The following is a 24,933-nucleotide window of genomic DNA, read 5'->3' on the forward strand; positions in this document are numbered from 1 at the left end:
CGGGGGCGCCGCCGGACGCGGGGGCGCCGCCGGACGCGGGGGCGCCGCCGGACGCGGGGGCGCCGCCGGACGCGGGGGCGCCGCCGGACGCGGTGGTGCCGCCGGTGAGGGCGGTGACGCTGTCCTGGAGGGCCTGTTCGCCGTCGGCGGTGAGGGGCCGCAGGGTACGGCGCCGGTCGGGGGCCTCCTCCAGGGCGACGTGGGCGTTGGTGCCACCGAAGCCGAAGCCGCTGACGCCGGCGTAGCGGCGGGGGGCGGCGGGCCAGGGCTGGTGCTCGGCGACCACGCTCAGGCGGTTGCGCTCGAAGTCGATGTGCGGGTTCGGTTCGTCGAAGTGGAGGCTGGCGGGGAGTTCGCCGTGGTGCAGGGCGAGGGCGGTCTTGAGCAGGCCGACGACTCCGGCGGCGGGCTCCAGGTGCCCGAAGTTGGTCTTGGCGGAGCCCAGGCGCAGGTTCTCGGTGCGGCCTTCGGCGAAGACGGTGCCGAGTGCCTCCGCCTCGACGGGGTCGCCGAGGAGGGTGCCGGTGCCGTGCGCCTCGACGTAGGAGACGTCGCGGGGTTGCACTCCGGCGTCCTGCCAGGCGGCGCGTACGACGTCGGCCTGGGCCTGCGGATTGGGGGCGGTCAGGCCGTTGGAGGCGCCGTCGTTGTTGACGGCGGTGCCGCGGATGACGGCGTAGACGCGGTCGCCGGCGGCGAGGGCGTCGGACAGGCGGCGCAGGACGACGACGCCGGCGCCCTCGCCGCGCACGTATCCGGCGGCGCCCGCGTCGAAGGCGCGGCACTGGCCGTCGGGGTTCATGCCGCCGAACTTGGTCATGGCGACGGTGGTGTGCGGGTGCAGCATCACGTTGACGCCGCCGGCGAGGGCGAGGTCGCTCTCGCCGCGGCGCAGGCTCTGCACGGCGAGGTGGGTGGCGGTGAGGGAGGAGCTGCACGCGGTGGCGACGGCCATCACCGGGCCCTGGAGGCCGAGGGTGTAGGCGATGCGGGCGGGGATGACGGAGTTGTCCCAGCCGACGGCGGAGTGGGTGCCGATGGCCTCGGGGTCGGCGCCGGTGGCCAGGTGGTACTCCTGGGCCATCGCGCCGAGGAACACACCGGTGCGGCTGCCGGACAGGGAGCCGGGCACGATCCGGGCGTCCTCCAGGGCGGCCCAGGCGACCTCGAGCGCCATGCGCTGCTGGGGGTCCATGTGCCGGGCCTCGGCCGGGGAGATGCGGAACAGTTCGGCGTCGAAGCGGGAGACGTCGTCGAGGAAGCCGCCCCAGCGGGTGTTCATCCTGCCGGGCGCGCGGGGGTCGGGGTCCAGCCACTCGTGGACGTTCCAGCGGTCGGCGGGCACCTCGCGGACCGCGTCCAGGCCGTCGGTGAGGGCCTGCCAGAGCTGTTCGGGAGTGTCGACGCCGCCGGGCAGCCGGCAGCCGAGGCCGACGACGGCGATCGGTTCGCCGTCCTCGGCGCGGACCGGGGCCGCGGGGGCGGCGGGGAGGGGGGCGGTGCCGGCCAGATGGGCGGCGAGGGCGGTGATCGTCGGGTACTGCCACACCACCCAGCCGGGTACGGGCCGGTCCAGGTGCTGCGAGAGGGCGGCGACGAGGGACACGATCCGCATCGAGTCCAGCCCGAGGTCGCGCAGGGGCCGGCCGGTGTCGACGGACTCGGGCGTGACGTCCAGCAGGGCCGCGACCGATGTCCGCAGGAAGGCGGTGACGTCCTCGGCGGAGGTCGTGTCCCGGCCGGCGCCGCTGTTCACCTGGGCATAGCTCATCTGCTCATCCTCGAAGCTCGTGGGAAGCGAACGACCGGTGCCCGAGGCGGGCTGGGGGCGCGGGTGCTGCACGGCGCCTGTCCCAGCCTCGGCAGGCCTTCTCGAGCCCGGGTCGAGACGGGATCCATCCGTGCGGACCCGGCGGCGGAGCGGCACGGTTCTCTGGCGGCGGTCCCCGGCCGGCCGGTGTCGGCCGCGGACGCACCCCGGCGGTGAAGCTCTCCGGGGTGCGCCCGCGCGTGGTGTCAGCCGGCCGGGGCGGGGTTCACCGCCGTCCCCGGGGCTCCCGGCCGGTGGGGGCGGGAGCGGGGGCGGTGCTCGGTGTGCCGCTGCCCTGCTCGGGGCTCAGCGGGCCGGTGCCGCCGTACGCCTTGCGCTGCTGCGGCGTCAGGGTGCGGGAGCCGGCGACGGCCGAGTAGACGCTCACGGACTGGGTGGGGGTGCGCTCCATGGTCGTGCGGTCGACCTCGTACAGGCCGAAGCGGGCCGCGTAGCCCGAGAGCCACTCGAAGTTGTCGAGCAGGCTCCAGTGGTAGTAGCCGCGCACGTCGGCCCCGGCGGCGCGGGCCGCGGCGATCTGTTCCAGCGTGCGCACGAGGTGCTCGGTGCGGCGCGCGGGGTTCTCGGTGGCGATACCGGACTCGCTCACCAGCAGCGGAATGCCGGGGTAGCGCTTGGCGTACTCCTTCAGCACTCCCGTCATGCCCTGCAGGGCGCCCTCGTAGCCCATGGCGGGCACGAAGTACGACGGGTCGCGGTAGGGAAGGCACGGGGCGGTGGTGCACAGGTCGACACCGATCACCGGGTACGTCTGGCCGGTGCCGGTGCCGCCCTCGGCGGAGACGCCGATACGGGCGTAGAGCTGCGGGCCCAGCCAGTCGAGGGTGCCCTTCCAGTCGGGGTGGCGTTCGTCGGGCCTGCCGTCCAGGTCGCTGTCGAACGTGCCGTCCCGCAAGGCGTCGACGAACCCGAAGTCGAGGTACTGGCGGTAGCGGTCGCGGGCCTCGATGTCGCGGCGGTCGTCGCTCAGCTTGCCGTCGCGGATGGGCACGTACTCCTGGGCGCCCACCGTCAGGCCCACGCTCGACGCGGCGCCGTCCCGGTCGGCGTCGACCCGGTCGTACTTCTTCACGGCCCGGTACATCGCCACGTGCGCCTGGAGGTAGCCGCGCTGCGCCGCGGTGAACCTGGGCAGGTTGGCCGGGTTCAGGTTGGCCTTGCCGGGCGGACCGGCGCCGAACGCGTGGGCGAAGGTCATGTAGACCATCGGCTCGTTGACCGTCACCCACTCGTCGACGCGGTCGCCGAACCGCCGGGCGAGCAGCTCGGCGAACTCGGCCATCTCGGACACGACGAGCCTGCCGCCCTGCGGGTGGTCCAGCCCGCACAGGTTGGTGTCGCTCGGGCCGTGCGCACAGGCGACGTCGCGCGGGTCGTCGACCCACACCGGGTTGGCGAAGTGATGCAGCGTCACCATGGGGCGGATGCCCTTGGCCGCGAGTGCGTCGAGCTGCTTGCCGTAGTGGTCGAGGGCCGCCTCGTCGATCTTGTCCCGTTCGGGTTCGACCCTGGACCACTCGATGCTGAAGCGGTAGGAGTCGACGTTCAGGTCGTCGACCAGGTCCACGTCCTCGACCGCCCGCGTGTAACCGCCGACGCCGTCGCCCACGAACGGGCTCTTGCCCAGGCCCTCGGGGGCCGGCTTGGTCCACAGGTACCAGTCGTTGTTCGTGTTCCGGTCCTCGATCTGCGTGGCCGAGCTCGACACCCCGAAGCGGAAGCTTCCCTTGCCCGAGGGCTGCGAGAGCGAACCGATGGCCGGGAAGGTGATGCGCCCGCGGCCCGCTGCGCCGTCCTCCGGTGCGGGCGAGCCCTGCGCTCCCATGGGTGTGAGGGCGACAGCCAGCGCGGCAGCCGCCGCCACGGTCGTGCCTATCAGTCGTTTCACGGTGTCTTCCTCGTTGCGGAGACGGTTGTCGTCGGGGGCTGCCGCCGGTTCTGCCCGACCCGACCGGGCGCATGCGACAGCGGCCGTGTCAGCCCGCGAGTGGCGACACGGCCGCTGCGAACACGCACCCTGGTCGGGTCGGCGGCGGGCGAAGCACGCGAGATGCTGTCCCGTCACTCTCCCCGGGTCCGCTCGAGGTCCGCTGGAGCTCAGGCGGTGCGGCGGGCCAGGTACTCCTCCACGGCGTCCGCGGCGAGGGCCGGGCCGTCGACCTCGCGCATGCGCCGGCCCATGTCCTTGGTGCGCTCGGCGACCGCCTGGTCCGCGGCGACGTCCTCGACGCTCTTGCGCAGCGACTCGGCCGTGAAGTCCTCACGCGGCAGCAGCCGGCCGAAGCCGAGCTCGTCCACCCGCATGCCGTTGGCGCGCTGCTCGCTCATCTGCGGGATGACGATCATCGGCACGCCGTTGTAGAGGGACTCCATGACGCTGTTCATGCCGCCGTGGGTGACGAACAGCGAGGCGCGCTTCAGCACGTCGAGCTGCGGGAAGCTGCGGCGCACGTCGAAGTTCCGCGGCAGCGTGCCCAGTTCCGCCGGGTCGAGGGTGTCGCCCACCGACAGCAGCACCTGCCAGTGACTGTCGCCGAACGCCTCCACGCCGGTGTGGAAGAACTCCGGCCAGCCGGTGGCGGCGGTGCCGAGGGACAGGTAGAGCACCGGGCGGTCCTCGGACTCCGGCCGCCACGTCCCCTGGAACGCCGACCGGTCGCCCAGGCAGGGGCCCGCGAAGACGAAGCGCTCGTCGAAGGTGTCCCCGTCGTAGTGGAAGTCCCTCGGCAGGAAGATGATGCCGAGGCCGGCCGGCTCCATGAGGAACTCCATGGCCGTCTTCCCGGGGAACCCGAGCTCCGGCAGCATCCCCTCCAGCTTGGCGATCATCTCCATGACCTTGGGGTCGGTCATCTCGGCCATGGGGAACTTGGCCTGGATGGAGAAGTGCTCGTTGAACCCGTACGACGGGAAGAGCCGCACCAGGGGGATGTCGTGCTGTGCGGCGTAGAAGCGGGCCCCCCACGCCATGAAGTCGTGGAGGATCACGTCGGGGCGGTTCTCGCCGTAGAAGCCCTCGACCTGGGCGGCCAGCGATGTCGCCTCCTCCAGCGTGCGCAGCCCCTCGCCCGAGATCGCCTCGGGGGTGAACGGGTTGGTGTAGTACTCCCCGAAGACCGAGGTGTAACGGACCGGTTCCGCACCCACTGCCTCGATGGCCGGGGCGAACCGGTCCGTGGTCGTGCACGAGACCCGGTGGCCGCGCCGCACGAGTTCCGCCACGACCCCCAATGTCGGGTTCAGATGCCCAAATGCAGGGAAATTAAAGAATGCGACGTGGGAGGTCATGACAACACCTTCTTCGGGCTCGCAGAAATTGCGCTCACGGCGATCCGGCACTGTACCAGCGACGCCGTGCCGGCGCTCCGCGTCCTCGAGCGCGACGGTTCAGAACGGGACCGTCATCCCCAGGGCTCCCCGCAGACTTCCCAGCTGGCCGCCGTGGTAGGCGTCGTGCATCTGCACCAGCGACAGCGCGGACCCGAGCTTGGCGAGACGGGTCTTCCAGTAATCGTCAAGCGGGGCTCGAATCTCGACGGGAGTCTCGCGGTGCAGATCCTCGGCGCTGAGCGTGCCGACCAGTTCACGCAGTCGCCGGTGGATCCGCTTGTACAGGCCGAGCATCTCCGCCAGTGACGGGGCGTTCTCCCAGTCGACCTGATCGCAGTCGCCCGCCCACTTTTCGTAGAATTCCAGAGAAAGGGCTATTCCGCCTTCCTGATAGAGACCCGACACATAGTCCTTGGAACACATCAGGTGGCCGAGGAACCACAGGGCGGGCATATGTCCGGGCGGCGCCGTGCGGGCGCTTTCCTCGTCGAATCCGTCGATGAGTTGCAGGATCATCTCGTAGGCCAGGTCGAATTCCTGCAGCAGGTGGGCGCCGAGGGCGTCCGTGCCGGGCTCCGCGGGGGCGATCGTCATGTCCTCTTCCTCTCTCTCTGTTCGGCGAGCCTGGCCCGTACCTCGTCGAAGGTGGGCAGGACGGGCGAGCTGCTCACCCAGCGCGTGCCCTCCCAGGCATAGGCCAGGTTCTTCGTCTTGCGCACCGCGTTCATGTGGCCCTCGGACGTCAGGAACGCCTGCAGCGACTCCTCGTCCGTCCACACCGCGAGCGCACGCGAACTCATCCAGCACTTCTCGGAGATGGCGAACGTCGCGGCGAGCAGGCCTTCGCAACGCCACAGTTCCTCCAGGAGCACCCGGTTGAGGTCGGTGGCCACCTCGATCGCGCCGGGCCTGGGCCAGCCTCCGGACGTGGCCACCACATAGGTGGGCGGAAGGGGCCCCTTCAGGGCGCCCGTGGCGGGGTCGATGGCCGGCCCGGTCCAGGGGACGACGATCTCCAGGTCCGCCTCGTCGCAGGCGGCGAACTCCTCGACGGTGGCCGGCACGGGGCGGGCCGCCGGGTCGACGCCGGTCTCCACGGTCATCTCAGGCCGCCTTCCGACGCACCGGCAGCTGCACGAACTCGGAGATGAGCAGGCGCAGCACGAGCATCTTCGACTCGCCGTGCAGCTCCAGGGTCGGCAGGACCGGAAGCAGGGCCCGGACCATGGCGCGCAGCTCGGTCCTCGCCAGGGCGGCGCCGATGCAGCGGTGCTCGCCGTTGCCGCCGAAGGCGATGTGACGGTTGGGCTTGCGGGTGATGTCGAAGCGGTAGGGGTCGGGGAAGACCTCGGGGTCGCGGTTGGCGGCCGGGAAGAACATCGCCACCGTCTCGCCCTTGCGGATGCGCTGTCCGCGGATCTCGGTGTCCTGCCGGGCGGTGCGGGCCATGACCACGGCGACCGACGTCCACCGCAGGATCTCCTCCACGGCCCCGTCGAGCAGGGAGGGGTCGTCGATCAGCAGCTGCAGCTGGCCGGGGTTCTCCAGCAGGGCCTTCAGGCCGCCGGTGATGGCGTTGCGGGTGGTGCCGTTGCCGGCCTGCACCAGGTTGAAGAGCTGGTACGACATGTCGTGGAACTCCAGGGGGTTGCCCAGGACGGAGGCGCGGGCGAGCCGGCTGAGCACGTCCGTACCGTTGGCGCCGCCCTCCTCCATGCGCTTCCTGGCCAGCGCGGACATGTACTGGTCCAGCTCCACCATGGCGCGCATGAAGCGGGCCATGGCCTCCTCGCCCTCCTCCTGCTTGTAGCCCTTGTGGAAGGCCGCCGCGGTGTCCTGGTGGACGCGGAAGAGGTGGTCCCAGTCCTCGTTCGGCACCCCGAGGAGTTCGAAGATGGCGGCGAGCGGCAGCCGGCCGGCGAGGTCGTGGGCGACGTCGGCGGTGCCCTCCTCGTCCAGCTTCTTCAGGAAGTCGGTGACATAGGAGGTGGACAGCTCGAAGAAGCGCTCCTCCATCGCCGCGGTCGCCTTCGGCGTGAAGCACGGGTACATCGCCTGCCGGACCTGCCGGTGCAGCGGCGCGTCCATGAAGCCCAGACCGGCGGGGTAGTCCGCGACGTGGCCGTAGACCTGGCCGCGGCGCTCCCGCTCCATCTCCCACGGGTCGATCTCGTCCGGGGTCTCGACGGCGGTGCGCTCGCGGCAGGAGAACAGCTCCGGGTTGCGCGCGACCCAGGAGATGTCCTCGTGCCTGGTCAGCGCCCAGAACGGCTCGTAACCGGGGCGGTGGTACCAGTGGACGGGAGACTCCTGCCGGAGCCGGTCCCACTCCTGCCACGGGTAGCCCTTGTCGTCGTACAGGTGCTCACTGGTGATGTCGATCTCTGCGAGCGGTTGCATGGGCACTTACCTCTTTCGGCTCGGGGTGTTCTTGAGCAGGAACTCGACGATCGACGCCACCGTCCCGTCGCGCCGGTCGGGCGCGTCGAAGCCCGGAGCGAGCACGGTGGCCCGCGGCGCCTCGGCGGCGATCCGCTCGGCCAGCGCGCGGGGCTGGCGCACGCGGTCTCCCGCGAGCACCAGCAGCGGGGCGGGGAGGGTGGCGATCCACTGGTCCGGCACGGAGAAGTGGGCCCGGTCGTCGGGGAACATCGCGTCCCGGAAGCGCACCAGCAGGGTGATGTACTTCTCGCGCCGGAAGGCGAGCATCTCCTTGCGGAATTCCTCGTCGTCGTGCAGCCGCGCCGCGAACGGGCCGGCCTGGAGGTTGCGGGCGAAGACACCGTCGCGGGCCGCGGCCTCGAAGACCGCGCCGAGGCCCTCGGTCTCCGGGTCGTCGAACCCGGCGGCCCGCACCAGCCTCATCGTCGCGTCGAAGAGCCCGAAGAAGTCGCCCAGCGAGTGGTCCGCGTCCCGGCCGGCCGGCTCCTGCGCCACGATCGACCGCACCCGCTCCGGCGCGTCGTGCGCCAGCCGCCAGGCGTGCACACAGCCGAACTCGGCGGCCACGACGTGGGCCTGCCCGGCTCCGACCGCGTCGAGCACGGCCAGCTGGTCGCCCGCGGTCTGCTCGTAGGAGAACGGAACGGCCGGGGCGGCACTGCGTCCGGCGTGCCGCTGGTCCATCGCGATCACCTTGAAGTGCTGCGACAGTGCACGCACCGGGTCGTAGAAGTTGTCGTTCCAGGTGCCGGTTGCGCTGCTCACATGGCCGGGGGCCAGCAGCAGCACCGGGAAGCCGTCCCCGTGCACCTCGTAGTGGATCCGTGCGCCGTCCTCGCGGATGACTTCAGGCATTCTCTTCTCCCCTGTCCTTTCGGATCGCCGCCAGGAGCTCTGCGGCCATCGCTTCGGAGTTCTCGATCGGTGCTGCGTGACTTCCGTCGATGACGCGGAGCACGAACGCGCCGCGTGTCAGGTTGTGCCAGCCCCGCATGGTCCCGTCGGGAAGGACCGGGTCGTCCTTCGCCGCGACGGCGACCACGGGGACGTCGAGCGGGGGCCGGTCGTCGCCGACGAGGCCGTCCCGGTGGTTGGTCGACAGAACCGCGTCGTGGACCAGGGCGGTGCGGTACGAGGAGAGCAGCTCGGGGCTCCTCAGCACCTCGTCCGGCAGGATTCCCCGGAAGACGTCCGCCAGGTCCTCCACGGACGCCTGGTCGAGCGACGCGGCCAGCTCCTCCATGCGGCGCATCTCCGGCGGCACCTCGGCGAACGGCGGCAGCGCGCACGCCGGTACGAAGGTCAGCGGCGGGGCGTCCGGCAGGCCGGACAGGACCCGGGTCAGTTCCCAGGCCGTCCAGGAGCCCTGGCTGTGTCCGTAGACGACGGTGGCCACCCGCGGGCGGTCCACCAGTTCCTCGGCCGTCCCGGCGACGACGTCACGCATCACCGTCGCGGGGGCCTCGTCCACGCGGCCCTCCCGGCCCGGCATCTGCACGGCCAGCAGTTCCACGTCGTCGGGAAGGTGCCGGATGAGCGGAACGTGTCCGGCGGTGGTGCCGCCGCCGCCGGCGATGCAGACGATCCGGCCCCGGGGCTCGGCCGACGGCTTCAGGGTCCGCAGCCAGCGGGGCGCGCGGCCGGCGGGCGCCCCTGCCGTGACGCCGTCCAGTTCCCGCAGGAGGTGACCGGCCACGCCCAGGCAGCCCTCGTCGCCGAGGACGATCTGCACGGGCACGGTGACCCCGGTCAGCTGCGCGATCCGGCCGCGCAGGCCGAGTGCCGCCAGGGAGTCCATGCCGAGCTGGAACAGCGGCCGGCTGACGGCGAGAGAACCGCCCCGCAGGCCCAGGATGCCCGCCGCCTCGCCCACGACCAGGTCGAGGACCGCGGGCAGCCGTTCGTGCTCGCTCAGCGCGGCCAGCCGGCCCGTCAGACCGTGGTGCCCGCCGGAAGCAGGGACCGGTGTGCGCTCGGCCGCGGGCCCCTGCCGCCGCCCCTGCTTGCGCAGCCACTGCTCGAGCAGCGGGACGATCTGCGCGACGCTGTCCTCGAGGTGCCCGGGCGCGTCCAGCAGTTTCGCGACCTCGGCGGCGCCACCGGCGTTCACCGCCTCCCACAGCGCCTGGCCCGCACGGGCCTGCGCGGTCCGCGCCCGCGGCGCCTGCCGCCAGTGACGGCGGCGCTGGAAGGCGTACGTCGGCAGCGGCACCGGGCAGGGGGCGCCCTCCGGCGTGCCGAGGAGCCCGAGGGCCCCGAGGACCCGGTCCCAGTCCAGCTCGTGGCCCTGGACGTGCAGCTCGCCCAGTCCGCGCAGCACCTGGCTCATGCCGCCGCGTTCGCGGGCCAGCGATCCGACGACGACGCCACCGCGCTCGGCGCATCCGTCGGCGAGCGGCAGGGACAGCAGCGGATGCGGGGAGATCTCCACGAACACGGTGTGACCGTCGTCCAGCAGCCGGTTCAGCGCCCGGTCGAAGCGGACCGGCTCCCGCAGGTTCCGGCACCAGTAGGTACCGTCCAGCTCGGAGCCGGTCACGGCCTCCCCGGTCACCGTCGAGTAGAGGGCGGTGCCGGCCCGGCGCGGGGTCAGGCCCGCGAGCCGCTCGGCCAGCACCGGCAGCACCGGATCCACCTGCGCGCTGTGTCCGGCGTAGTCCACCTTGATCTTGCGGGCGTACACGTTCCGCGCCCCGAGCTCGGCGACGATCCGGTCGATCGCCTCCGTCTGCCCCGAGACGACCGTGGAGCGCGCGGTGTTGACCGCTCCGACCGACAGCGTCCGCCCGTAGGGGGCGAGGAACTCCTCCACCTCGGCCACCGGGCGCCCGATCAGCGCCATGCCGCCCTCGCCGGCGTGCTCGCGCACGGTCCGGGAGCGGACGGCCACGATCTCGGCGCCCTGCTCCAGCGTGAGGGCACCGCTGATCACCGCGGCCGCGATCTCGCCCTGCGAGTGGCCGACGACGGCGGCGGGTTCCACACCGAGCGAGCGCCACACGGCGGTCAGGCCGATGGCCATGGCGAACACCGCGGGCTGGGACACCTCCGTCCGGTCCAGAGGCGGCAGGTCCCCGCCCCGGCCGGCCAGCACCTCCTGTACCGACCAGCCGGTGAACGGCCTGAGCGCGGTGTCGCACGCCTCGACCGCCTCTCGGAAGACGGTGCTGGTGGACAGCAGTTCCCGGCCCATGCCGGCCCACTGGGAGCCGCCGCCGGGGTAGACGAACGCGACCTTCGTGCGCCGCTCGGCGGTCCCGGTGACCACCGCGTCGTGGGTGCGGCCCTCGGCCAGCGCCTCCAGCGCCCGCACCAGAGCGGCCCGGTCGGCGGCGGTCACGCTCGCCCGCGAGGCGAAGTGCGTACGGTGACGTGCCGCGGTGACCGCCACCTGCGCCGGCCGCACCTCCGGGCGGCCGGCCAGCCACGACGCCCAGCGGCCCGCCTGCTCCCGCAGCGCCGCCTCGTCGCGGCCCGAGACCACCACGGGCACCGCAGGCGCCTCGTCGGCCGCGGGCTCGCCGCCGTCCCGCGCCACGGGTGCCTCCTCCAGCACCACGTGCGCGTTGGTGCCGCCGAGGCCGAAGGCGCTGACGCCCGCGCGGCGCGGGCCGGCTCCCGGTTCCCAGTGCTTCAGTTCCGTGTTGACGTAGAGCAGCTCGGGGTCGAGCTCCATCTCGGGGTTCGGCTTGTCGAAGTTCAGGCTCGGCACGAGCTGCCGGTGGTGCAGCGAGAGGGCCGCCTTGATCAGGCCCGCGACGCCCGCCGCGCTGTCCGTGTGGCCGATGTTCGTCTTCACCGAGCCCAGCGCGCACGGCTCGGACCGTACGGCGGTGGCGAGAACCTGCTGGAGGGCCTGCACCTCGATCGGATCGCCGAGCCTGGTCCCCGTGCCGTGGGCCTCGACGTAGCCGATGGTGTCGGCCGTGACGTCGGCGTCGGCGTGGGCGGCGGCGATGGCGCGCGCCTGGCCCTCGACGCTGGGGGCGGTGAAACCGACCTTGTCGGAGCCGTCGTTGTTGATGGCGCTGCCGCGGATCACCGCGTAGACGGTGTCGCCCGCCGCCAGGGCGTCGGACAGGCGGCGCAGGACGACGACGCCGACGCCGTTGCCCAGTACGGTGCCCGCCCCGTCCGCGTCGAACGCCCGGCACGTGCCGTCGGGCGAGAACACCAGGCCCTCCTGGTGGAAGTAGCCCTGCCGCAGCGGGTAGCTGAGGGAGGCACCTCCCGCCAGGGCGATGTCCGACTCTCCGCGCAGCAGGCTCTCGCGGGCCAGATGCGTGGCGACCAGGCTGGTCGAGCAGGCCGTCTGGACGGTGAGCGCGGGCCCGCGCAGGTTCAGCTTGTGGGCGACCCTGGTCGCCAGGAAGTCGTTCTTCGTGCCGACCATCGTGCGGTAGAACTCGGACAGGTCGGCGGCGTCCTCGCTGTGGAGGTAGCCGCTCTGCCCGGCGCCCGCGAACACGCCGATGGCGCCGTCGAACCGCTCGGGCACCTGCCCCGCGTGCTCCAGCGCCTGCCAGGCGCACTCGAGGAACAGGCGGTGCTGCGGGTCCATGGTGTCGGCCTCTGCGGGCGAGCAGTCGAAGAACTCCGCGTCGAACAGGTCGGCGTCCTCGACGAACCCCTTGGCCGGCACGTACGCCGGGTCCCGCAGGACGTCCTCCGCGACTCCCGCCTCCCGCAGCTCCTGCGGGGTGAACCGCCGGATCGACTCGACGCCGTCCTTGAGGTTGTCCCAGAAGGTGTCGGCGTCGGCGGCGCCGGGCAGGCGGCAGGCGAACCCGACGATGGCGACCGCGTCATCGGCGGCCGGCCGGCGGGCGGCCGCGGGGCGGCGCGTCCGCGGGGCGGGTGAGACGCCGCGCAGGAAGCCCGCCAGCTGCCGGACGGTCGGATAGCGGAAGAGCGCCGAGAGGGGGAACTCCCGCCCCAGTCCCTCGCAGATCGTGCGGTGCGCCTCGAGCGCCGTCATGGAGCTGGCGCCGAGGTCGAAGAAGCCTCGGTCGAGGTCCACCCGGGTCAGGTTGAGCACCTGCGCCCAGGAGCGGCAGACCAGGTCCTCCAGCGACTCGTCGCCGGCGGCCGCGGCCACGACGGCCGCGGGGGCCGGGGCGGGCGCCGGGGCGGGCAGCGCCAGGATGGCCTGGCGGTCCACCTTCCGGTTGGGCGTGTGCGGCAGCTCCTCCATGCGCACCAGCCGGGAGGGCACCATGTACGACGGGACGCGGTCCAGGAAGTACCGCAGCAGGGCGTCGTCGCTCTCGCGCTCGCCCTCGGCGGGCATCCAGTACAGGCACAGCCGCGGGTCGCTGCCCTCGTCCTCGCGGACCACCGCCGCGCACTCGGCGACCGCCGGGTGCTCACCGGCCACCGCCTCCACCTCGCCGAGCTCGATGCGGTGGCCGTGCAGCTTGATCTGGGCGTCGCTGCGGCCGCAGTACTCCAGGCTGCCGTCCTCGCGGTAGCGGACGATGTCGCCGGTGGCGTACATGCGGGCGTCGTCCGTGCCGGCGAAGGGGTCGGCGACGAACCGCTCCGCGGTCAGCTCCGGGCGGTTCAGGTAGCCGCGCGTGACGCCGAGACCGCCGATGTGGAGCTCGCCGCGGCTGCCCCGGGGCACCCGGGCCCCGTGCCGGTCGAGGATGTACAGGCCGGTGTTGCGGACGGCGTCGCCGAGGGAGACCTCTCCCGCCTCGGCGTCCCAGGTGGTGGACCAGACGGTCGTCTCCGACGGGCCGTAGATGTTCGTCAGTCCGCCGCGGACGGTGCGCATCAGCTTGGCGGCGAGCCCCCGGTCCAGTGCCTCCCCTCCGACGATCATCCGGTCCAGGCCGCCCAGCAGGGCACGGCCCGCGGAGTCCGCGAGGAGCAGCCGGGCGAGCGACGGCGTGCACTGCAGGTGCGTCGGAGCGTAGGAGCGGTAGGCGGGCCACTCGCCGACGCTGCCCTGGGCGATCACCACGCGGTAGCCGCGGGTCAGCGTCCACAGCAGTTCGACGGTGGAGATGTCGAAGGAGGGGCTGGTGACGGCGAGCCAGGTGTCGCCGGTGCCGCCGCCGATGCGCTCGTCGACGGCGTGACAGAAGTTGACGAACTGGCCGTGCTCGATCAGGACGCCCTTGGGCCTGCCGGTGGAGCCCGAGGTGTAGATGACGTAGGCCAGGTCCCCCAGGGCCGGCGGGGTCGTCTCGGGCAGCGCGTCGCCGGCGGGCACGGCGGTGGCGCCCAGCTCGTCGGCGAACACCAGCCGGGCGCCCGTGCCGGTCAGGTCGTCGGCCGTCGTGGAACGGGTGATGACCACGTCCAGGCCGCTGTCCTCGACGACGTAGGCCACCCGGGCCTGCGGATAGCCGGGGTCGACGGGCAGATAGGCGCCTCCGGCCAGCCAGATGGCGAGCGCGGACACCACCAGCTCCGCGGAGCGCGGCAGGTGCACGCCCACCGGGGTCTCGGGGCCGACACCGGCCGCGCGCAGCCGCTCGGCCAGGGCGGCGGCCCGCCAGGCCGTCTCCCGGTACGTCAGCTCGGCCCCGTCCGAGACCAGCGCCACCGCGTCGGGGGTCCGGCGCGCCTGTTCCCAGACCAGCTCCAGCGCCGTCAGCCGGCCGGAGCTGTGCGGGCTGACCAGGCCGCCGCGTGCGACGAGCCAGTCGAGCTCGTCGGGGCCGAGCAGCTCCATGCGGCTCAGCGCACGCTCCGGCTCCCGCACGACCGACTCCAGCAGGGTGCGGAAGCAGTCCAGCATGCGCTGCGCCGCGGGGCGGCTCAGCACGTGCGCCTGGTACTCGAACTCGCCGCGCAGTTCCTCCCCGCAGGGGATGAGGGTGACGCCGAGCTCGAACTTGGAGGCGCCCCGGACGTTGCCCGCGAGGCTGCCGGTGGCGGGCAGGTTCCACGCCGTGTCGCCGTCGCCCACGGTGGGCATCGCTGCGCCACCGTAGTTGAAGACGGCACGGAACAGCGGGTTCTCCTCGCCGGTCCGCTGCCCGCCGGCCCTGCGGACCAGCTCGGTCAGGGGGACGTACTGGTGCTCGAAGACGCCCCGGACCCTGGGCGCCATCGAGGCCAGCAGTTCCTCGAAGGTCGGGTCGCCCGTCAGGTCGCAGCGCAGCGGCAGGGTGTTGGCGAGGAAGCCGAAGGTTCCCGTCAGGCCCGGCAGCTGCCGGTTGGACCAGACGGTGCCCACCGCGAAGTCGTACTGGTCGGTGAAGCGGGCCAGCAGCGTGGCGAACGTGCTCACCAGCACCGTGTAGGGGGTGACCGAGGTACGGGCGGCGAGCGCCTCCAGCTCGCTCCTGAGGCCGGCCGGGACGGTGAAGTAGAGGGTGTCGCCGCCCTGGTCCTCCGGTGCGACGCTGTCCGGTCCGGGCGGGAACTCCAGCCGCTCCACCCCGTCGAGCTCGGCGGCGAGATGACCGAGGGCTTCCTCGAAGCGGCCCTCGGCCAGGCTGCGCCGCTCCCATGCGGCGAAGTCGCCGAGGTGGAACTGGGCGGGGCCCGGCTCGGGTTCCCTCCCGGCCTCGAACTCCTGGCAGGCGTGGAACAGTTCCATCAGGAACAGGGACAGCGACCAGCCGTCGGTGACGGCGTGGTGGACGCTGAAGCACACCACCTGTTCGTCGTCGGCGACGTCCAGCACCCGGCAGCGGAACAGCGACGTGCCGCTCAGGTCGAACGGCTCCAGCTCCTCGTGCCGGATGCGCGCCTCGACGGCGTCGGCGCCCCGGTCCCGCAGATCCTCGAACGCGACGTCGACGGGGACGCCGGTGTGCACGACCTGGACGAGTTCGCCGTCGCGCACGTCCAGGCCGGTGCGCAGCGCCTCGTGCCGGGCGGTGATCCAGGTGAGCGAGCGGGTCAGTACGGTGCGGTCCAGCGGCCTGGCCGTCCGGATCCGCATCGCCACCTTGTACTGGGCGGAGCCGGGGTTCATCCGCTCCAGGAACCACAGGCGCCGCTGGCCCTCGGTGGCCGGGTGCACGTCGCGGGCCGGAACGCTTTCGAGCGGCGGCATCGCCGGGTCGTCGTCCGCCGCCGCGAGCAGGTGCGGCAGCAGGTGCCCGGCGAGGGCCCGCGCGGTCGGATAGGTGAAGGCGAGGTTGGCGGGGAAGGTGGCGCCCGACAGTTCGCACAGGCGGTTGCGCAGCTGGAGGCCCATGATCGAGTCGAGCCCGACCTCCTGGAGCTTCTTGTCCGCGGGCACGGGCTCGGCCGCGCGCAGCACGGTCGCGGCCTCACGGCGGACGAGGTCGACGAGCGCGTCCGCGCGCTCCTCGTCCGGCATCGCGGCCAGCCGGGCGCGCAGCCCGGCGAGACCCCGCACGCCGGTGTCCTCGTCCCGCGTCCGCCGCGCCGCCGCGGAGCCGGCCGGCGCCCCGGCGGGCAGTGGCACATCGGCCCAGTAGCGCTTGCGCTGGAACGGGTACGTCGGTGCCTGCGCCGGGTCCGCGGCCGAACCGCCGTCCAGGACCCGGTGCCAGTCCACGGCGTGGCCCTGGACGTGCAGGGCGGCCAGGGAGCGCAGCAGCGGGGAGAGTCCGCCGTGGTCGCGGTGCAGGCTGCCGACGACGGCGCCCGCGACGCCGGCGGCGGCCTCGGTCAGGGTCATGCCGAGGACCGGGTGGGGGCTGATCTCGACGAACACGTCGTGGCCGTCCGCCACCAGTTCGCCGAGGGCCAGGTCCATACGGACGGTGTCGCGGACGTTGCGGCACCAGTAGGAGGCGTCGAGTCCGGCGCCCCGCACGCGGGTGCCGGTCACCGTGGAGTAGAACGGCACGGCCGGCGCGTCCGGCTTCAGCCCGCTCAGCTGTTCGGCGAGCCAGGGCAGGACCGGGTCCACGTGCGAGCTGTGGCCGGCGGTGTCGGACTGGATGCGCCGGCTGAAGACATCCGTGCCGGACAGCCCGTCCAGGAAGGACTCGACCGCTTCGACGTCACCGGAGACGACCACGGACGTGGCGCTGTTGACGACGGCGACGGACAGCGCACCGCCGTACGGCGCGATCCGCTCCTCGACCTCGGCCGGCGCCATCTCGACCAGTGCCATCGCGCCGCGGCCGCTGCACTCCCGCAGCTGCCCCTGGGAGCGCAGCGCCGTCAGCCGGGCGCCGTCCTCCAGGGACAGCGCGCCCGCGACCACGGCCGCGGGCACCTCGCCCTGGCTGAAGCCGACCACGGCGGACGGCTCCACCCCGAGGGACCGCCACAGTGCGGCCAGGCCGATCATCATGGTGAACAGGGCGGGCTGGAGGACGTCGATGCGGTCGAACGGCGGCAGGTCGGCGTCCGGCGTCTCGCTCAGCAGGTCCGCCACGGACCATCCGGTCCACGGCCTCAGGGCCGCGTCGCACCTGCGCACCGCCTCCCGGAACACCTCCGACTCGGCGATCAGGTCGCGGCCCATGCCGATCCACTGGCTGCCCTGGCCGGGGAAGACGAACACCGCCTTGCCGCGCTCGTGGGCCGTGCCCACCACGGTGTCGGGGTGCGGCAGGCCGTCGGCGAGCGCCCGCAGCGCCGCCACGGCCTCCTTTCTGTCCGAGGCCGGGACGCCGGCGCGCGCCTGAAGGTGCGTGCGGTGCAGGGCCGCGGTGCGGACCACGTCGGCGAACGGGACGCCGTCGGCCTCCTCCAGCCACGCCGCCCACTGCTCGGCCTGGGCGGCCAGCGCCCGTTCGTCGTGACCGGAGAGCACCAGCGGCAGCCGGTCGGGCCGCTCGCCCGCGGCGGGCCGCCCGCTCACGGCGGCCTCCTCGGGCCGCGGTGCCTCCTCCAGGACCACGTGTGCGTTGGTGCCGCTGATGCCGAACGCCGACACACCGGCACGGCGCGGGCGTTCGCCGCGCGGCCAGGGGCGCTCCTGCTGCAGGAGCCGGAGTCCGCTGCCCTCCCAGGCGATGTGCGTGCTGGGCCGCTCGGCGTGGATCGTGCGCGGCAGGCGCTCGTGCTGGAGTGCCAGCACCATCTTGATCACGCCGACGACACCGGCGGCCGCCTGGGTGTGCCCGATGTTCGACTTGGACGAGCCGAGGTGGACGGGGGTGTCCGGGGCGCGGCCCGGCCCGAAGACCTCCGCGAGGGCGCCGGCCTCGATCGGGTCGCCCAGCGGGGTGCCCGTGCCGTGGGCCTCGACGGCGTCGATGTCGGCGGGGGTCAGCCGGCTCGCGGCCAGTGCCTCCTGGATGACCCGCTGCTGCGCCGGCCCGTTGGGGGCCGTCAGGCCCTGGCTGCGGCCGTCCTGGTTGACGGCGGAACCGCGGATCACGGCGAGCACCCGGTCGCCGTCGCGCTGGGCGTCCGAGAGCCGTTTGAGCAGCAGCACACCGGCGCCCTCGGACCAGCCGCCGCCGTCGGCGCCGGCCGAGAAGCTCTTGCACCGCCCGTCGGGGGACATCGCCCCGAGCCGGCTGGACTCCACGAACATGCCCGGCGAGCTCATCACCGTGACGCCGCCGGCCAGCGCGGCGTCGCACTCGCGGTTGCGCAGGGCGGTGGCCGCCAGGTGGAGGGCCAGCAGCGAGGACGAGCACGCCGTGTCCACGGTCACCGCGGGCCCCTGCAGGCCGAGCGCGTAGGAGATCCGGCCGGAGATGACGCTGACGGACACGCCCGTGCCCTGGTAGCCGTCGAGCAGTTCCAGGTCGGTGCGGATGGTCTCGTAGTCGGGGCGCATCGCACCGATGTAGACACCGGTGCGACTGCCCTTGAACTGGTCCTCGCGCAGCCCCGCCCGCTCCAGCGCCTCCCAGGCCGTCTCCAGCACGAGCCGCTGCTGCGGCTCCATCGCCTGCGCCTCGCGCGGTGCGATGCCGAAGAACTCCGCGTCGAAGCGGTCGATGCCGTCGATGAACCCGCCCTCACGGGCGTAGCTCTTGCCGAGCGCGGCGGGGTCGGGGTCGTACAGGTCGAAGGCGTCCCAGCGGTCGGGCAGCGGCCCGACCGCGTCCCTGCCCTCGGCCAGCAGGTCCCAGAACGCCTGGGGGGTGGTCACTCCCCCCGGCAGACGGCAGGCCATCGCCACGATGGCCACCGGCTCGTGGCGCTGGTTCTCCAGTTCCGCGTTGCGCTGCTGAAGCTGCAGCACCGCGGCCATGGCGCGCCGCAGTCGCTCCTCGTTGGCCTGAGCGTTCATCTCTGCCTTCCGTCTCTTCCGCAGTGCGTCGCGGTGCCGTGATCAGGGGTGCGGGAGGAGGCTCAGCGCTCGACCGTCACGTCCATGTAGGGCGGGAACTCCGGCAGCCGGGCGCCGTCGTGCTCCAGCACGCTCACGCCGCCGGACTGCCCCGCCTCGCGGAACCCGGAGAACTTGTAGGTGACGTACATGGTCCGGTTGCGGTTCGTGGGCACGAACTCCGCGCGCAGGGCGACGCCGGCCTCGTGGGCGCTGCGGATGAGATGGCCGAGCAGCACGGAGCCGACCCCGCGCGCCATGACACGGCACGACATCAGCAGCAGCTTCACGGTCCACACGTCGCTGGCGCGCTCCACGAGGGACAGGCCGATCCTGCCGTAGGTGCCGTAGCGGTCCTCCAGGCCCGCGACCAGCAGGTCGTGGTCGGGCGAGCGGCGGAAGGCGTCCAGTTCCTCGTAGGAGTAGGTGTAGCCGGTGGCGTTGAGCTGGTTGGTGCGCACGGTGAGTTCCTCCGCGCGCTGGAGGTCGCGCTCCCGGGCGGGGGCGATGGTGAAGCGCATGCCCAGGGAGGCGAGGAACTCCTCGTCGGTGCCGTGGTGGTCCACCTCCGCCCGCTTGCGCTCGGCGTCGGCCCGGTACAGGTGGCGGCGCTCGCGCGAGTCGGCGGTGACGAACCTCGGCCGCATCCGCGGCAGGCCGGGGATGCCGGCGGCGTCGGCGGCGTCGACGCACAGCACGTCGGCGTGTGCGAAGCCCACCTCGTCCCGCTCGAAGGGCTGGTCGTCGACGAAGGCCAGGGTGTCGACGCCGATGTTGATCGCCTCGGCGACGGCCTTCACCGACTCCGACTTGCTGCCCCAGTTGATCTGCGGGTACAGGAAGTACTCGGCGATGCCGAACTCCTCGAGCTTCGCCATGGCCGCGTCGTGGTCGTTGCGGCTGGCGACGGAGTGCAGGATGCCGCGCTCGTCGAGGGTGCGGATCACCTCGACGACCTCCGGCCGCAGGGTGACGTCGCCGTCCTCCAGCAGCACGCCGTCCCACACGGTGTCGTCCAGGTCCCAGACGACGCACTTGACGGTCTTGACGGGGTTGACGGTGGCGGTCATCGCTCACTCCTCGGTGCGCGTTCCTGGAACGCGTACTCGGCAAGGCCCACTTGGTGGAGCTGCGCGCTGCCCTCGATGATCTCCATCACGCGGGAGTCGCCGAGCAGGCGCTGGGCGGGGTAGTCGGAGCTGCAGCCGTTGGCCCCGTGGAGCTGCACGGCGTCGGCGGCGGCCCGCCCGGCGGCGGCCGCCGCGAAGTACTTCGCGGTGGACGTGGCGGCCAGCGCGCCCGGGTCGCGCGCGTCGCGCAGCCGCCCGGCCTCCAGGCACAACAGCCGGGCCGCGCGGGCGTTCGTGTACATGTCGCTGATCAGCCGGCGCACCAGCTGGTGCTCCCTGATGAGGGATCCGAACTGCTCGCGCCGGGACGCGTAGTCCACGGCGGCCTCCAGGGCCGCGTCGAGGATGCCGACGCAGCCCCAGCCGACGGTGTAGCGGCCCAGGTCCAGGGCGGCGCCCACCACGTGGGAGACACCGAGGCCCGGCCGGGCGAGCAGATGACCGCCGGGGACCCGGCAGCCGTCGAGGCGGACATGGGCGGTCATCGAGGCACGGATGCCGATCATGTCCTCGATGAGCTCGGTGGACAGGCCCGGGGTGTCCCGCTCCACCAGCAGGGCCGTGGGGCCCTCGGCGGAGCGGCCCACCAGGAGGAAGACGTCGGCGCTCTCCCCGTAGGTGATCCACTTCTTGTGACCGGTCACCACGAAGTCGTCGCCGTCCCGGTCGATGCGGGTGCTGACACCGGCCGCGTCGCTGCCCGCGCCCGGCTCGGACACGGCGAGCGCCGCGACGCGCTCACCGCTCGCCAGCCGGGGCAGCCAGTTCCGCTTCAGCTCGCGGCCTCCCCAGCGGGCGACGGTGTGCGCCACCATCGAGTGCACGGTGAGCAGGCTGCGCACCGAGGAGCAGGCGCGGCCCAGTTCACCGGCGAGCAGCCCCAGGGTGACCGCGTCGCAGCCGCCCCCGCCGAACTCCCGCGGCACATGGATGCCGAGCAGGCCCTCTTCGGCGAGCAGCCGGATCACCTCCGGCGGGGTGCGCTGGGCACGGTGCCAGGCGTCGGCGTGGGGTGCGATGCGGCGGTCGGCGAAGGCCCCGAACTCCTTGCGGGCCTGCTCCTGCCGCTCGGTGAGCGCTCCGGTCATCGTCGTCGGCCGTCCGCTCTCGTCTACTGCGGGACGGGGACGGACAGCTTGCGGGTGACGAACGCGTCGAGCGCGCTGACGGAGCGGAAGTGCTCCAGCTCCAGGTCCTCGTTCTCGACCGTGATGCCGAACTCGTGCTCCACGAAGGACACCAGCTGCATCGCGAACATCGAGCTGACGAAGCCGAGTTCGAAGATGTCGTCGTCGTCCGTGAGGTCCTGGACCGGGAAGAAGCGCGAGAGGTAGTCGGCGATCCTGGCCCTGTTGTCCCCGCTGGTCCGGCCGGCCGTGTTGTCGGTGCTCATGGTCGTCGTCATCCGTCCTGTCGTCGTGGCGGTGGTGGGTGGGGGGAGCGGGCGTCAGCGGTACGTGTGGAAGCCCTCGCCGCTCTTTCGCCCGAGCAGGCCGGCGGCGACCATCTTCTTCAGCAGCGGGGCCGGCCGGTACTTGTCGTCGTTGAAGCTCTCGTACAGCACCTCGACCGACTTCAGGATCGTGTCCAGGCCGATCAGGTCGGCTGTCTCCAGCGGACCCATGCGGTGGTCGAAGCAGGTCCGGAAGATGCGGTCGACGTCGGCCGCCGGGGCGACCCCGTCCTGCACGAGGAACGCGGCCTCGTTGATGGTGAGCATCAGCACCCGGTTGGACACGAAGCCCGGCACGTCCTCGACGACGATGCACTCCTTGCCCAGCTCCGCGAGGAAGCGGCGGGCGGTGTCGATCGTCTCGGGCGTGGTGTGGTAGCCGCGGATCACCTCGACCATCGGCTTCATCGGCACCGGGTTCATGAAGTGCATGCCCACGACCCGCTCGGGCCGGGAGGTGACCGAGGCGACCCGGGTGATGGAGAGAGCGGAGGTGTTCACGGCGAACACCGCCTCGGGGCGCACGATGCGGTCGATCCGCTCGTACACCTCCTTCTTGACCGCCCAGTCCTCCGTGACGTTCTCGACGACGAGGTCGGCCTCGGCGAGCAGTTCGTAGTCCGTGGTGAACTCGATACGGTCGAAGACCCCCGCGATGTCGACGCCCGCGCCCTTGTTGAACAGGGCGTAGGCGCGCAGACCGGTGCGCAGCTCCCGGCGGGCGCCGTCGAGGACGTCGTCAAAGACGTCGACGAGGACCACCCGGTGCCCGGTCTGGGCGAGGTTCTGTGCGACGCCGACGCCCATGACGCCCGCGCCGACGACTCCTACGGTCGTGAATTCCATGTCCTTCGACTCCGTTTACGTTGCGTCAGCGTGGGCCGCGAACGGCGTAGATGTTGTGGATGTCCGTGCCGACGTACATCTCGTCCTGCTCGGCCCGGACGGTGAAGCCGTGGCCTCGGAGCAGGTCCACGAGGCGGGCGACCTCGCCGTCCGCGTCGTGCACCTCCAGCACCATCTGCTGGATCCTGGGCCAGTCCTCGTCGGCGATGCCTTCGATGACCTGGCGCTCGCTCTTCTGCACATCGATCTTGACGAGGTCGATGCGCTCGATGCCCTGCTCGCGGATCACCGCCGAGAGCGGGCGCAGTGTGGCGGTGAACTCGATCGCCTCGAAGCGGACGTCGAGCAGCTCCTCGTCGGCGACCAGCTCGGCCACCTCCGCGTCCGCGTCGGTCCTCTGCTGGTTGGCGATGATCGTGCGCAGGTTGTGCTTCTCCTCCGCCTCGTCGGGGTGGAAGGAGGACATGCCGGAGCTGCGCGGGTAGAAGGTGAAGGTCGCCTGCGACTCGCTGTCGGAGACGCCGATGTTGAACAGGGTGGCGTTCACGCCGTGTTCGGCGACGTTCCGGCTGAGCAGCTCGAACATGGGCGGGGCCGGCTCGAAGGTGAAGACCCGGACGTCCTTCGCCTCGTAGTGCGAGAACAGGGTGAACAGGCCGATGTTGCCTCCGACGTCGACGACGGTGGCGCCGTCGGGCAGGGTGACGCCGTTCTTGGCGTAGGTGCGGTGGTCGAAGATGTCCTCGTAGAAGTGCCGGGTCTCGGCCTCGTTCTGATGCCACACCGTCAGCCCGTTGGGCAGCTGGAAGCGGGCCAGCGAGGTGCCGGTGTGCGAGGAGCCCTGGGCGTCGGGCTGCTCGCCCGCCTGGAGCCTCTGCACGGCGGCGGCCATCCGGGCGATGGTGGACCACTCGTAGATCTGACGCAGGGTCAGTTCCACGCCGAACGCGCGCTTGATGCGCAGGGAGAGCCGGGTGGCCAGCAGCGAGTTGCCGCCGACCTCGAAGAAGCTGACGTCATGCGGGAGCTGCTCGTTCTTCAGGATCCTCGCCCACAGACCGGCCAGCTCCAGCTCCACGGCGCTCGGGGCCTCCGTGGGGTCGGCGGCCTCGCGGACGACGGTGGCGGCGCCGTCGGCGACGATGTCCAGCTCGTCGGCGGGGAAACCGGCCCAGTCGATGTCCGCGCCCGCCAGCCACAGCCGGCCCAGCGCCTTCAGCGCGACGGCGGAGTCGGACTGGCGCTCCAGCGGGTGGCGCATGGACGCGACGATCGTGCCGGCGTCGCTGCCGCGGACCACGGTGGCCATGCTGCTCAGGGTCTGGCCGGGGCCGGCCTCCAGCAGCAGCGGGGTGGCGGACAGGTGCCGCAGCCCGGCGGCGAACCGCACCGGGCTGACCAGGTGGCGGGCCCAGTACGCGGGGTCGGTGGCCTGCTCGTCGGTGATCGGCTCACCGGTGACGTTGGAGAGGTAGGGGATGCTCGGCGGCTTGAGGGTGAGGCTCCGCGCCAGCTCCGTCACCTGCTCGGCGACGGGCTCCATCATCGAGGAGTGGAAGGCGTGCGTGGTCTGCACCCGGCGGCACACCGCACCGCGCTCGCGCAGGGAGGTCTCCAGTGCCTCGACGGCGGCGACGGGACCGGCCGCGACGCAGAACTCCGGGCCGTTGACGGCCGACAGCGACAGGTTCTCGCCGAGCAGCGGGAGGAGCTCCCGCTCGGGCAGCATCACGGCGAGCATGGCGCCCGCGGGCAGCGCGTCGATGAGCGCGGCCCGCCGGGCCACGAGCGTCAGCGCGTCCGGGAGGCTGAGCACACCGGCGAGGGTGGCGGCGACGTACTCGCCGAGGCTGTAGCCGATCATCAGCGAGGGGCGGGCGCCCCACGACTGCCACAGCCGGGCCAGCGCGTACTCGACGACGAACAGCGCCGGCTGCGCCAGCCGGGTGGCGTTCAGCCGGCGCTCGCTCTCGCTGCGCGGGCCGGTGTCCCGGCCCAGCATGCGGCGCAGGTCGAAGGCGGGCGCGGCAGCCGGGGCGGTCTGCTCGGCGGCGGGGAAAACGACCTCGCGGATGTCCAGGCCCAGCTCGCCGGTGAGTGTCTCGGCGCAGGCGTCGACGGCCTCGCGGAAGACGGGGAAGTCGCGGTACAGGTCACGGCCCATGTCCACGTAGTGGTCGCCGAGACCGGGGAACATGAAGGCGACCGGCTTGGTGCCGGTGGCCTTCTGCGCGCCGATCTCCGTGGTGACGCCCTCGCCGGTGAGGAAGGCGCTCCGGTGTCCGCCCTCGGCGCTGCCCACCGTGCGGATGCGCACGGGCACGTCCTCCACGGCGGCCGTCCGGGCGAAGTGGGCCCTGAGGCCGGCGAGGCCGGCGTCGGGAGTCGTTCCGCCGGAGCCGGTGAGCAGGGCCAGGTGCCACGACACCGGCTCGGACGGCCGCAGCGCCGCCTCGTCATCGGTCCCAGCTGTGGTGATCTTGGGGCTCATGCCTCTCCTTGAGGTGTCGGCCGTCCGGAAAGGGCCGAGCGCCCACAACCGCTGCCCCGTGCCCCTTTCGAGGTGTCCGTCGTCAGCCAACTGTCGGGGGCCCCCCGAGAGCGGGGGCGGGGCGGGGGGGGGCACCCGCGGCGGGGGGGGGCCCCGCCGGGCCGGGGGCGGGGCCCCCCGTCCGGGAGCGCGGGACGTACGACTCCCGGTCCACCGCCGCGTGCCCGCGCA

General features: G+C 72.7%; 13 protein-coding genes. All 13 read right to left on the reverse strand.

The window, feature by feature from the left end:
• A partial coding sequence (locus tag ACFW6P_RS29415; RefSeq protein ID WP_386425398.1) for a beta-ketoacyl synthase N-terminal-like domain-containing protein occupies positions 1-1,771 on the reverse strand: 1,771 nt, incomplete at its 3' end.
• Between the two features lie 265 nt (positions 1,772-2,036).
• On the reverse strand, positions 2,037-3,719 hold the full coding sequence (locus tag ACFW6P_RS29420; RefSeq protein WP_386359377.1) for a glycoside hydrolase family 1 protein: 1,683 nt from the start codon (positions 3,717-3,719) through the stop codon (positions 2,037-2,039).
• 209 nt (positions 3,720-3,928) lie between these two features.
• A complete protein-coding gene (locus tag ACFW6P_RS29425; RefSeq protein ID WP_386359378.1) occupies positions 3,929-5,119 on the reverse strand; it encodes a macrolide family glycosyltransferase in 1,191 nt (396 codons plus the stop codon).
• A gap of 99 nt (positions 5,120-5,218) precedes the next feature.
• Positions 5,219-5,755, reverse strand: coding sequence for a DinB family protein (locus tag ACFW6P_RS29430; protein ID WP_386425401.1), 537 nt, complete (start codon positions 5,753-5,755; stop codon positions 5,219-5,221).
• A complete protein-coding gene (locus ACFW6P_RS29435) occupies positions 5,752-6,264 on the reverse strand; it encodes a hypothetical protein (protein ID WP_386359380.1) in 513 nt (170 codons plus the stop codon). The genes ACFW6P_RS29430 and ACFW6P_RS29435 overlap by 4 nt, the downstream gene beginning before the upstream one ends.
• 1 nt (position 6,265) lies before the next feature.
• Positions 6,266-7,561, reverse strand: a complete 1,296-nt coding sequence (locus tag ACFW6P_RS29440) for a cytochrome P450 (protein WP_386359381.1) — start codon at positions 7,559-7,561, stop codon at positions 6,266-6,268.
• 6 nt (positions 7,562-7,567) lie between these two features.
• Positions 7,568-8,458, reverse strand: coding sequence for an alpha/beta fold hydrolase (locus ACFW6P_RS29445; RefSeq protein WP_386359382.1), 891 nt, complete (start codon positions 8,456-8,458; stop codon positions 7,568-7,570).
• Positions 8,451-18,743, reverse strand: a complete 10,293-nt coding sequence (locus tag ACFW6P_RS29450) for an amino acid adenylation domain-containing protein (RefSeq protein WP_386425404.1) — start codon at positions 18,741-18,743, stop codon at positions 8,451-8,453. The genes ACFW6P_RS29445 and ACFW6P_RS29450 overlap by 8 nt, the downstream gene beginning before the upstream one ends.
• Before the next feature lie 62 nt (positions 18,744-18,805).
• A complete protein-coding gene (locus tag ACFW6P_RS29455; RefSeq protein ID WP_386359384.1) occupies positions 18,806-19,852 on the reverse strand; it encodes an HAD-IIIC family phosphatase in 1,047 nt (348 codons plus the stop codon).
• Positions 19,849-21,000: an acyl-CoA dehydrogenase family protein gene (locus tag ACFW6P_RS29460; RefSeq protein WP_386359385.1), complete on the reverse strand. Its 1,152-nt coding sequence runs from the start codon at positions 20,998-21,000 to the stop codon at positions 19,849-19,851. Before ACFW6P_RS29460 ends, ACFW6P_RS29455 begins: the two co-directional genes overlap by 4 nt.
• A gap of 23 nt (positions 21,001-21,023) precedes the next feature.
• Positions 21,024-21,305: an acyl carrier protein gene (locus ACFW6P_RS29465; RefSeq protein WP_386359386.1), complete on the reverse strand. Its 282-nt coding sequence runs from the start codon at positions 21,303-21,305 to the stop codon at positions 21,024-21,026.
• Between the two features lie 54 nt (positions 21,306-21,359).
• The gene (locus tag ACFW6P_RS29470) at positions 21,360-22,211 is read right to left on the reverse strand and encodes a 3-hydroxyacyl-CoA dehydrogenase family protein (RefSeq protein WP_386425407.1); all 852 of its coding nucleotides are present in this window, start codon (positions 22,209-22,211) and stop codon (positions 21,360-21,362) included.
• 25 nt (positions 22,212-22,236) lie between these two features.
• Positions 22,237-24,702, reverse strand: coding sequence for an FkbM family methyltransferase (locus ACFW6P_RS29475; protein WP_386425410.1), 2,466 nt, complete (start codon positions 24,700-24,702; stop codon positions 22,237-22,239).
• Positions 24,703-24,933 lie beyond the last annotated feature (231 nt).

It is taken from the genome of Streptomyces sp. NPDC058741, assembly GCF_042746715.1.
Lineage (GTDB): Bacteria > Actinomycetota > Actinomycetes > Streptomycetales > Streptomycetaceae > Streptomyces.